We start from the raw sequence: 11,620 nt of genomic DNA, 5'->3' as shown, positions 1-11,620 counted from the left end.
CATGACTTCTGTTTCGCTCGTGGGCAAGGACATTCACCTGTCCTTCGGTACCAACAAGGTGCTGCGCGGGGTGAGCATCGACGTCCCGGCCGGCACGACCACGACGGTCATCGGACCGTCGGGCTCGGGCAAGTCGACGCTGCTGCGTGCTCTCAATCGACTGCACGAGCCTGAGCAGGGCGACATCCTGCTCGACGGCAAATCGGTGCTGAAGGACAACCCCGACCAGTTGCGGCAACGCATCGGCATGGTGTTCCAGCAGTTCAACCTGTTCCCGCACAAGAGCGTTGCCGACAACATCGCCCTCGGCCCACAGAAGCTGCTCGGCCTGTCCAAGGAGGCGGCTCGCGCGGCCGCGATGGATCAGCTCGAGTTGGTCGGTTTGGCCAACAAGGCGGATTCGCGTCCGGGCAATCTCTCCGGCGGACAGCAGCAGCGCGTCGCCATCGCGCGAGCACTGGCCATGAAGCCCGAGGTGATGTTCTTCGACGAGGCCACCTCCGCTCTCGACCCCGAGTTGGTCAAGGGCGTGCTGGCATTGATGGCCGACCTCGCGAAGGGCGGAATGACCATGGTGGTGGTGACCCACGAAATGGGATTCGCGCGATCGGTGTCCAACCGGGTGCTGTTCATGGATCACGGCAGCGCCGTCGAAACCGGAACGCCGGAGCAGTTGTTCGACGATCCGCACACCGACCGACTGAAGACGTTCCTCTCGCAGGTGCTGTAGCGAGACTCGATCAGTTCGGTACCCGGTACACACGCCAGTCCGGCTGGTCGGCGCCATCGTTCGGAACTTCGAGCACGAGTGGATACAGATCGGCGCCGTTGTCGTAGACCGTCGGATATCGCCGGTTGACCGCGTCGGATACACCACGGCCCTCGTTCGGCACCGTCAGCAGATACTGCACGCCTGCGGATGCCGGGTCGTTGAGGATCTTGGTGAAGTCCAGATCGGACGGAACCACGAACTGCTTCGGGTGTTTCGACGCTGCCACGATGGCGAACCCGTAGACGGTGTCGACGAGAATCGAACCTTCGGGGAGGTTCTGACTGTCGAGGTACGACGCCAGTCGACGTTCGGTGGAGAAGGAATCGATCACTCGACGTGCCGCCATCGCCTGGGGATCGTCGGCCGGGGGATCCTCGTCGAGAAGACTGCCGAGGGCGTACTGCTGGCTGGACAACGACGGCTGCACCATCGCCCACCCCGTCACCGGAAGAGCCAGTGCGCAGACCGTCATTGCCGCTGCCGCGGCGGCAGGACGCAGCGGCGGCAGCGCGGGGCGGTGCCTGAAATAAGCACCCGCGCGCCGGGTGGGCTGATCTCCGGCAGCCGGAAACAGTTGCAGCACAACGACGGCGGCCAACGGAACGGCGCAGATGAAGAATCTCAGGAAGCCGAATGTCGAGCCGGCGATGTAGCTCGCGGCTTGGAACCCGATCACCCCACCGAAAAGCAATGGTGCCACCACGAATTCGAGGTCTCGTCGACGCATCGCCAGCACCACGGCGAGCGGGAGCGTCACCAGCAAGGTCGGTCCCAATACGACGACCGCAGCGAGCGAGAACAGGCCGGTGCCGATCAGGTCACCACTGGACCCACCGGACTGAGTCAGGATCGCGGCGTTTCCGTAGCTCGAGGACAGCTGGGCCAGCGCCTCACCGGTGATCAGCCAGCTCGTGGTTATCCACACGAGAAACACTGCCGTGCCGGGCCCGGCGACGAGTACTGCATCCAGAATTGCTCTGCGCCGCATGCTTTTCCAGTGTGTTCGACCCCGACGTAGCACCGTGACGACCGCCACCAGTACCGCGGCCAGAGCTATCGGAACGACGCCCTCGTAGCGAGCGAGGAAGGCGAGAGCCAGCGCGACGCCTGCCAGCAGGAGATCGTGAACGTCGTCGGTGTTCATCCATCGAATCAACCGTCGAACGGCCCAGCAGAGGAAGAACAGGAAGCCTGCCTCGCTCATGCCGTTGGCACCGTAGAAGACGATCATCGGGTTGATCGCGAAGACCACGGTGATCAGCAGGCTGTATCGGCCGGCGAGTCCGCGGTCTCGGCAGATGCCATGAATCATCACCACTGCACCGGCCATGAAGACCGCCGACACCGCGATGCCGGAGATGTTCCACCGGGTGATCGCCGGCCACCACGATGCGAAGGCGACGATGGGCAACTGCGCGAGGGCCGTCAACGGCGTGAAGATGAAGCCGACAGCCGACACGTGCGGATCGCGGCTGAGCAGCACCGCCTGCGCGGCCGAGGTTCGCGACAATGCGTCGCCGAGCAGGTAGCCGAAACGCATGCTCAGTGTCAGCCCCACCGCCAGGTAGCCTGCCAGCGCGCTTCCGAACACGATCCAGGGGGTGCGCCGATTCACGTGTTCTGCTCTTCGCCGACCGACGAATCCGCGGCGGGTCCGGACAGGCCGTGGAACGTCTTCTCCCAGTACGACGGATTGCGCACCAGCTGCCAACAGCCCTTGATGGAGGCCACGCTCATCATCACCCAGTACAGGGGCATCGTCAGGCTGGGAACGAGCAGGTAGGCGTTGTCGCTCTCTCGACTCGCGATGAGATACATGTACACCGTGGCGATGTTGCCCACCACCAGAGAAAGCAACGAGAAGTAGTAGATGTACGGCGGAAACAGCTCGGCAACCAATGCAGGCTGGCCGAGAATCCATGCCGCCGTGGTGAACCAGAAGACCATGTTGATGCACGCGGTGATCGGAGTTCCCGCGAGCAACAATGTGAAACGATAGGTGCCGACCGGCCCGAGGGCACGAACCGTCGCGACCGGTCTGCGCATGTGCACCAACCACGTCTGCAGATAGCCCTTGTACCAACGAGAGCGCTGACGGACCCAGTTGATCGGATCGCTGTTGGCTTCTTCGAGAGTGGTGGAGTCCAGTACGGCCGTCGAGTAGCCCGAGGCTGCGATGCGCACGCCGAGGTCTGCGTCCTCGGTGACGTTGAAGCCGTCCCAGGCCCCCACCTCGTCGATGACATCGCGTCGAAGATGATTGGAGGTTCCGCCGAGGGGGATCGGCGAGGTGCTGGCCATCAAACCAGGCAGCAAGTACCCGAACCACAGTGCGTAATCCGCGGTGAACCACCCGGTCAACAGATTCTGAGAACCGTTGTGGAACGCCAACTTCGCCTGCACGCACGCCACGGTGTCGGGCAGCCGCTCGAAAGCAGCGACGACGCGACGCAGTTGAAGTCTCTCGGGCAGATCCTCGGCATCGAAGATCGTCACGATCGTCCCGGTGGCGAAATGCAATCCGTAGTTACAGGCTTTCGGCTTGGTGCGGGGGTCCCCTGCGGGCACCAGGACCACGTCCACCAGATCGCTGACGCCGCTGCGCGCGGCCGCCTCGATGGTCACCTCGTCGTCCTCCTCGAGCAGCAACAGAACCTGCAGCTTGTCGGCGGGATAGTCGAGTCCGGTCATCGCCGCGATGAGGTCGCCCACCACCTCCGGCTCGTCGTACGCCGGGACCAGAATGGTGTAGTACGGCAACCGATCATCGGGAACTGCCCGTGCCTCCTCGTCGGTCACCGTGACGATCGCCGACGCGTCCAGACCACGGGAGAACAGCAACAGGCGGTCGATCATCGCCAACAGATATCCGATGGTGCAGACGACCGTGACCGCGAGCAGCGTTCCGACGGGGGCGATCACTCCACAGGCCAGGAGCAGCAGCGCAGCCCCGATTGCCGTGTACTTCTGCCAGGGAACGAATGCAATCGCCGCCGACGCCAACGGATTTCGATCGGCCAACCCGTTGATCGCGTCGTCGAGCGCAGCTGCTCGGAACTCTTCGGTTTCCGTTCCGACGCGCGGGGGAGTCGGCCGTTTCCCCCTGGCAGCGGTGGTCATCGCGACGCACCGTTCGCCAGGGCCCACTGCTGGCGAACGAGCCCGGTACCGAAGGTCGTCAACAGCTCACGGTCCTTGTATTCCGGATCGTCGTCGATGGCGATGGCGTTGCCCCGCAGGAAGGTGCCGATCGACGTCCCGAGGTTCGATGCCATCGACGGCATCGGTTGCGGGAAGACGGCATCGAGATCGTGATTGTCGACGCTGATGACGGTCACGCGTTGCATCACATCGCCTCGCTGCCAATGGAAGACGAGCTTGGTCCAGGTGAGCAGCAACGCGTCGCTGACCGAGGTGTAGAGCGCACCCGTCACCCCGCGTCCGAGATCGATGGTCAGGGGATGGCTCGTGCGCGTGTTGGTCAATCGATACAGGGTGCTCTCCGGATAGACGGCCAGACTTGCCAGATTGGTGGTCGACAGTACGTCGACCACCACGGTCCGCGGCCTCGAACGCACGTCCCACTCGGAATTGCCTTCGTCGGCGCGCATCGTCTGCCGAGTCAGAGTGGAACGAGTACCGAAGAACGCACGGACCCAATCGAATTGCCGAATATCGATCTGGCCGAATCCGACCGGTGCCGCAAGAGGGGTCGCTACCGGGCCGGGTGGTCCCACCGGTGCCGCCACGGGGATGCGTTCGGGTAGGGGAACGAGAGCGAGGACCGCTGCCGCCACGATGGCGACGACGATCGAGCTCGGCGACCACTTCGCCGTCGGAACAGCGAGGCGCCGCGGCCGACGTTCGTCGAATCGGCCGCGACGCGCAGCGAGATAGAAGGCGATTCCGGTGATTGTTGCCGCACCGACGGTAGGGACGAGCTGCAGCCAGACGATGTCGATCTGTGGCCACAGTGTCAACATCAGTGCAGCAACTGCGAGTCCGGACAGTGCGGTGCACCCGAACCCGAGCCAGCCGCGGCGCCTTGTTCGGCCGACGGCGATGGCACCGGCGACACCTGCCAAGAGCACCATCACCGCCGCGTACGCGAAGCGGCCTCCGCCCAACCCGATGGCGACCAATCGGTAGCCGAGCGGACTCAACGCGAGCAGCAACAGCCAGACAGACCAGAACCGACCCACCGGCCGCAGTCCGAACATCAGTATCGCGCCACCGAAAAAGAACGCAAGCGCCGCAAGAACATCCAGATGCGCCAGTTCGTATTGGTCCGCGTAGCGCGGCAGCCACAGCGCCTTGATGGCGATGGACACCAGCAAGCCGATACCCCCGACGATGTTGTCGGTCTGACGATCGTGAATGGGCAGCTCGTCGGCCCTACGCCGCGCTACCCCCTGCGCCGCAACGACAGCGAGCAGCGGCAAGACGAAGATGTACGCGGTGATGGCGCCGTCGGCTGCCTCCTGCGCCAGCCGTACCCAGGTGGGGAGGAATGCGAGAACCACACAGGTGAGCAGAACCACCCAGCGCACGACCAAGATGTCGAGCGGACGCCGAGCTCGCCACCGAGGCGGCGCGGTCGGCGTCGGCTCCGCGCCGGTGTTCGGTGCGGTGTCCACCGTCATCTCGAGTCGCTGTGCCGGCTCGGCTCGGTCGTCGACCGGCGGGCTCGAAGCGCGACCACGAGTGCGCCCACGCAGGCGATTGCAAGTACCGCAAGACCGACTCCCACGAGGAGCACCGTCGTTCGATCGGAGGTGTCGTCGGACGCCGCTACGGTGTCGTCCGCACCCGACAGTGCCGCGCTCGACAGTGACATCGGTTCGGTGTTCTGCGCGGCGAACACGATGTCGCCGTCGAGCGCGAACCACCGAGCCGGGTCGCCGTCGAGCCAGGACAACATGGCGTCGAATCGGTCCGGTGCCGAGTTCCAGGATCCCACGAGAACAGCATGGTTCTGTATCGACGTGACCTGCACCGTCGCAAAGGGCTGATCCGTGTCGACCGTCAGTTCGGTGGCACCGCCGGCGGAATCCGGCTCGGCGATCCGGAATGTCGTCTCGTCGATCGACGACAGCGGAAGCGTCACTGTCTCCGGCAATTCCGAGGCCGGCGCGATCACCAATGCGGGAGCACTACCGTCGAGCGCCTGATCCATGGACACGACCTCCGGCACCAGCGGCAGACTCGACAGTCGCTGCAGCCCGGTTGCCATCGTGACCGCTCGGACGACTCCCGCGTAGGACTCGTCGGCCAGTGCGATCTCGAACTGCGGCATCAACGCCTGCGGCATCGATCGCAGGCCGAGAGGGGCCGGTGTGGAGGAATCGGACGACCGCACCAGAGTCGAACCGTCCACGGTCACACTCGTATCGGCGGCCGCGGAGCAACCACCGCCACCTGCGGTCGACGGATGGTCGACGGAAATATCGAGCGTCTCGACGCGGGACAGTGCCGAATTCGGAATGTCGATCCATCGGTCGAGCCGACCGGTGTCGTCGGCCTCCCACACTGCGAGCGGTGACCCGTTCACCGTGGCCCGCACCGATCCCGCGCCCGGTGTGTAGCTGCCGATCAGGTGCACGGACAGGTCGGACGCAGACCGGCCGAGCCGCGTCTGGTCGATCGTGATGGACGCGGTCGCCGAGGCACCGCCAGAACCGGTCACCGTGCCGATCCCGAGGTCGTCGAGCGTGATCGATTCGGGGGCGAGTTGCGCTTTCGGAGCGGACGGTCCTGCCAAGGCAGAAGTGGCAACGGCAATCTCGGAAAGATCGCTGGTGATCAAACGGGCCTGATCGACCAGATCCGATCCGGTACCGGTGAGATACATGCGCGGCGGGGCCTGCTCGACAGGATAGATCAGCTCGGCACCGGCGTCCGAGTTCTTCGCCAGCACGACCGACCTCTCGAGCGGACCGTCAGGAGCAGCTCCCTGCAGCTCGCTGTCCGGCCGCACCGCGACCCGAACCGGCTGCGCCCCGTAATGGTGTACCACCGAGGAAGCCACAATCGTTGCAGCGGTGATGGTCTCGCGATCCGCATCCGTGGGGACGAACAGCGTGAGCGTTCGCAGCACTACCGGTAAAAAGTCCGCAATGGTCCCCGGCACCGCCGGTTGTCCCTCATAGTCCACGGTCGCGTCGATCAATCGGATGGCATCGGAGTCAGGATCGGGGCAGTAGCGATCGTCGGGAATCAGGGACGGAATCAGATCGAGTGCGATCACTCCGTCGACCGTCGTTGCCGCAGCGAGTGGAATGGACACCGGAGTGGTCGGTGCCGTGTTGTCGAGCGTGATCCGGGTGATCGGTCGACCGTCCGACTCGACGTCTACCCACCCTCGATCGAGCCAGGCCGGCGTGGTGAGTACACCGCTGAGGGTCGACGGCACCGAGCCCGTGGGAGACGGAACCGTCAGCCGAGTGCGTTCTCCGGTCGTATCGATGGTGGTGGATCGACCCAGACCCAATTCGGCGAAGGTCAATCGGTCGGCTTCCTGATCGGCCGGTTGCGCCGAGACGACCGAGACCGGAAGCAGAAGCGGAACCACGACGAGAGCAGCCGTCGATGCAATGCGCGCCATTCGCATGGGGGATATCCAGCCTTCGATGATGAAACGAAAATCAGAACTCTACTGCGTAGGACCGTTTTCCGACGTGCTGGAGCAACCCACTGTCGCCCCCGGGTCTCGAATCGACTCCAGAACCGCCAGGGCGACAGAATATTTCGGGTAAATGAGCGGCGCGCCCGAGCGTCGTCACATTCCATCGGATCGGTGCCCGACAATCTGCACTAATTCGGCAGTATTTCCGGAACAACCGTCGAATTCACGAGTTCCAATATCGGGCAGTCGGCGTCTAGCATTACGCCGATGCGGATCGGTTCGAAATTGCTACGGTGCGCACTCGGCACAGCCCTGATGCTGTCGGTCACCTCGATCTTCGGCGTGCCCGACGCGGGCGCGGCCCCCGAGTCCGGTGCTCGCGTCACCGCGAGTACCGACGGTTTGGCACTCGACGGTGCGCCGTGGTGGCCAACGGGATTCAATGCCTATCAGCTTGCGACCGACTGGTCCGTGAACGCAGGCTGCGGAGCGATGGTCGACCTGGACGGCTATTTCGGTGCACTGCCTCCACATTCCCTCACGCGGTTCAACGCATTCCAGGCACTGGCGATCAACCGATTCACCGGCGCACTCGACTTTCGCCCGATGGACGCGGTCTTCGCGGCGGCCGAGGCGCACGGGCAACTGGTCGTCCCGGTTCTCTCGCCACAGGACGGGGCCTGTGAAGGAAACGCCTTCAAGGGCAGACAGTGGTACGTCGACGGATGGACGACGCCCCCTGCCGTCCCCGACACGAATGCGGTGACGAGTTTCGAGCAGTGGATGCTCACTGCTGTGAACCGGTGGAAGGATTCGCCCGCACTGGCAGCCTGGGAATTGGTCGGTGAGCCGGAAACCAGCTCGTGCACCGACGCGGCGTGCTCCTGGACCACCCGAACCTGCACCGCCGACGCCGCCCAGGTTCTGCGCTCCTTCTTCGATACCGCAGGGCAACAACTCCGCACTGTCGATCCCCGCACCCTGATCACCGCCGGTCTCACCGGCGGTGGACAGTGCGGTAGCCAGGGTGACGAGTACGAGTACCTCGCCCGGTCGCCGTTCGTCGACGTGTTGCAGTACCACGACTACGGAGCCGACGGGGTGCCCTTGCCAGGAGATCAGTGGAACGGGTTGCAGCGGCGGATCACCCAGAGCGCTGCGGTGGGCAAACCCCTCCTGGTCGGGGAGATCGGTCAACTCGCCGGTTCCTGTGGCGATCTCGGTTCTCGCGCAACGAGTATCGACACCAAGATCGACGGCCAACGTGCCGCGGGCACAGCGGGAGCACTGCTGTGGGCGTTCGTACCCGACCCGCGGCCGGGCGAGTGCACCTACGACATCGGCCCCGGCGATCCGCTGTGGCAGACGATCGGACCTTAGGGCATCCTCGTTGTCCGCGACTTCACCTGAACGTTCCTTTACTTTCGCTTTTGGGTGACAGCGTGCCGTGACATGAAGCCACTACCCTTGTTCGCGGTTCACGACGGAAGCTCCAAGCGCTCATCATTGACGTGCAAGTACAAGTGCGGTGATGCGTGCTTCCACGAGATTCCCAATACGTCGAAGGGCGAGTACTTCGGCGACATCGTCAAGACCGCGATGTCGCGGCGTGGCGTCATCAAGGGTGGAGCGATGGCAGTGCTCGCCGTGGGCGCGGGCAGTGCTCTCGCGGCATGCTCGACCGACGAGCCCGCCACCACCGGAAGCGGAACCTCGAGCACGTCGGGTGCCGACACCCCGCCCGTCGACGGTGTGGATTTCGTTGCGGTGGAACCGAACACCGAGGATGCTGTCGTGGTACCCGAGGGCTACGAACAAGGCGTCGTCATCCGCTGGGGTGACGCGGTCGTGGCAGGCGCACCGGCGTTCGACTTCGACAACCAGACGGCCGCTGCGCAGGAGAAGCAGTTCGGCTTCAACAACGACTTCGCCGGCCTGCTGCCGATCGAGGGCACGCCCAACGCGCACCTACTGGTGGTCAACCACGAATACAGCACCGAGCCGGCGATGTTCAAGGGCTACGACGCGGAGAACCCCACCCGCGAGCAGTTCGATGTCGCCCTTGCCGCACACGGACTTTCGGTGGTGCAGGTGCAGGGGGAATCCGGCACCGGCAAACTGACGCCGGCCATGGGCCAGTACAACCGCCGCATCACCGGCACCACCGAGTTCGTCGTCACCGGCCCCGCCGCCGGCAGCGATTTCCTCAAGACGAGCGTCGACCCCACCGGCACCAAGGTGCTCGGCACCTTCAACAACTGCTCGGGTGGCCTGACACCGTGGGGAACGGTGCTCTCCGGCGAGGAGAACTTCAACCAGTACTTCGGCAACGCCGAGTCGGTCACCGATCCAGTTGTGGCGCAGCGTCTCTCGCGCTACGGGGTCGAAGGTGCCGCGAGCGACCGTAAGTGGGAGCGCTTCGACAAGCGCTTCGATCTGGCGCAGGAGCCCAACGAGGTCAACCGCTTCGGATACATCGTCGAGGTCAATCCGTGGGACCCGCAGTCGGCCCCGATCAAGCACACCGCGCTCGGCCGCTTCAAGCACGAAGCTGCGACGATCCACGTCACCGACGACGGCACCGTCGTCGCCTACAGCGGCGACGACGAACGCTTCGACTACATGTACAAGTTCGTCTCCAGCCGAAAGATGATGCCCGGCACCGGCGCGGCCGCGATGCGCAACAACCTGACGTTGCTCGATGCGGGCACGCTGTACGTCGCCACCCTCACCGGCGATACTCCCGACGAGATCGACGGATCCGGTGCCCTTCCGTCCAACGGCGAATTCCGCGGCACCGGAACATGGATCCCGCTGCTCGAGACCGGCGAGAACGGCCGCGGCACGTCCCTCGTCGACGGCATGTCGGCCGAGGAGGTCGCAGTGTTCACCCGTCAGGCAGGCGACAAGGTGGGCGCAACCAAGATGGACCGCCCCGAGGACTTCGAGCCCAACCCGGTGACCGGCAAGGTCTACGTCGCGCTGACGAACAACTCCAACCGCGGCACCGAGGGCAAGGCGGCCGCCGACGAGGCCAACCCCCGCAACACCAACAAGAACGGTCAGGTGCTCGAGCTCGACGACGACCACGCGGGCACGTCCTTCACCTGGAACCTGCTGCTGGTCTGCGGTGACCCGAACGAGGCCGACACCTACTTCGGCGGCTTCGACAAGAGCCAGGTCAGCCCCATCTCGTGCCCCGACAACCTGGCGTTCGACGCCAAGGGCAACCTGTGGGTCTCCACCGACGGCAATGCTCTCGACTCCAACGACGGCCTGTTCGCCGTAGTGCTCGACGGCCCACGCCGAGGTGAGACCCGCCAGTTCCTGACGGTTCCCGCCGGCGGTGAGACCTGCGGTCCCATCGTCTCCGACGAGCGGGTCGTGGTGTGCGTGCAGCACCCGGGCGAGAGCGACGACGCCACCGCCGACGCACCGATCTCGCATTGGCCCGACGGCGGCGACACCCAGCCGCGGCCCTCCGTCGTCGCAGTGTGGAAGTCGGCGTAGCCGTTGCTGTTTCGCTCGAACCGAACGCGCCCGTGGTCGAAGACAGTCGACTGCGGGCGCTTCGGTTGTGTCAGGCGTCCTCGCGGGCGCTCAGGTGGCAGCTGAATCTGCCGTCAGCCGTGCGACGACCCAAGCCATCGCACGGGTAACGGCATCACGCGATTCGTCGGTGTGATCGAGCATGTCGAATCCATGCTGTCCGTCGGGTACGTCGATGATCTCCAGGTTCGCAGCGTGGGCCGCCGCGACAAAAGCGTTCACCCCCGAGATGAATTCGGGACGATCGCGGCCCACACGTGTGAGCAGAATCGGCGGTGCTCCCGAATCCGATACGGCGAGAGTGGAATCGAATCGCGGCTCGACCCCCCATTCAGGGAGGGTCTGCAGCACCGGGTATGTCAATGCGAGACAGGTCAACCACGCCGGAGAGTGCTTCAACCAGTCGGCAGCGAGCAGCCCGCTCCCGGAAAAGAACCACAGCGCAACTCGATTGGGATCCACTCCGGGAAGTTGTCGAACCTGGTCGAGTCCGACGGCGATCTCGTCGGCAGCTGCGTTGATCTCGCGGTCGCCATGGTGCCCGATAGACGTCGAACGAATCTCGACGTTCGCGTAGTACGTCGGGCGTTGCGAGTACGAACGACTGCGGTTCCATTCACATACCTCCGTCGATGGTGCGCTGGAATCGGTCGAGTGCCCACCGGGCACGCATT

General features: G+C 64.6%; 8 protein-coding genes. 3 read left to right on the top strand and 5 right to left on the bottom strand.

Translation table 11 applies throughout. The features are described 5' to 3' along the window. The first annotated feature begins 1 nt into the window (after position 1). Positions 2-730: an amino acid ABC transporter ATP-binding protein gene (locus tag CH302_RS12710; protein ID WP_037195243.1), complete on the top strand. Its 729-nt coding sequence runs from the start codon at positions 2-4 to the stop codon at positions 728-730. Between the two features lie 10 nt (positions 731-740). On the opposite strand, the gene CH302_RS12705 is transcribed toward CH302_RS12710, so the two are convergent. Genes CH302_RS12705 through CH302_RS12690 form a run of 4 tightly spaced genes read right to left on the bottom strand, consistent with a single transcriptional unit; the run spans position 741 to position 7,376 of the window. Further along, entirely contained in the window at positions 741-2,387 is a 1,647-nt protein-coding gene (locus tag CH302_RS12705; RefSeq protein ID WP_176460697.1) for a glycosyltransferase family 39 protein, read from the bottom strand. Next, a complete protein-coding gene (locus tag CH302_RS12700) occupies positions 2,384-3,892 on the bottom strand; it encodes a glycosyltransferase (RefSeq protein ID WP_037195676.1) in 1,509 nt (502 codons plus the stop codon). Before CH302_RS12700 ends, CH302_RS12705 begins: the two co-directional genes overlap by 4 nt. Next, positions 3,889-5,415 (bottom strand): hypothetical protein, encoded by a 1,527-nt coding sequence (locus tag CH302_RS12695; protein WP_052048067.1) that lies wholly within the window; start codon positions 5,413-5,415, stop codon positions 3,889-3,891. Before CH302_RS12695 ends, CH302_RS12700 begins: the two co-directional genes overlap by 4 nt. Then, entirely contained in the window at positions 5,412-7,376 is a 1,965-nt protein-coding gene (locus CH302_RS12690; RefSeq protein ID WP_094649953.1) for a hypothetical protein, read from the bottom strand. Before CH302_RS12690 ends, CH302_RS12695 begins: the two co-directional genes overlap by 4 nt. Positions 7,377-7,712: 336 nt before the next feature. Here CH302_RS12690 and CH302_RS12685 point away from each other — a divergent pair, with 336 nt between their 5' ends. Together CH302_RS12685 and CH302_RS12680 are read left to right on the top strand one after the other, a co-directional pair. Further along, positions 7,713-8,777 (top strand): beta-mannosidase, encoded by a 1,065-nt coding sequence (locus CH302_RS12685; protein ID WP_094649961.1) that lies wholly within the window; start codon positions 7,713-7,715, stop codon positions 8,775-8,777. A 72-nt stretch (positions 8,778-8,849) separates the two neighbouring features. Then, positions 8,850-10,907, top strand: coding sequence for a PhoX family protein (locus CH302_RS12680; RefSeq protein ID WP_037195247.1), 2,058 nt, complete (start codon positions 8,850-8,852; stop codon positions 10,905-10,907). A 90-nt stretch (positions 10,908-10,997) separates the two neighbouring features. Here CH302_RS12680 and CH302_RS12675 read toward each other — a convergent pair whose 3' ends face one another. Continuing rightward, a complete protein-coding gene (locus CH302_RS12675) occupies positions 10,998-11,615 on the bottom strand; it encodes a hypothetical protein (protein ID WP_052048068.1) in 618 nt (205 codons plus the stop codon). Positions 11,616-11,620 lie beyond the last annotated feature (5 nt).

It is taken from the genome of Rhodococcus sp. 15-2388-1-1a (assembly GCF_002259145.1).
Taxonomy (GTDB): domain Bacteria; phylum Actinomycetota; class Actinomycetes; order Mycobacteriales; family Mycobacteriaceae; genus Rhodococcoides.
The sequence above is the reverse complement of the archived record's forward strand: the minus strand, read 5'-3'. Positions and strand labels throughout refer to the sequence as shown.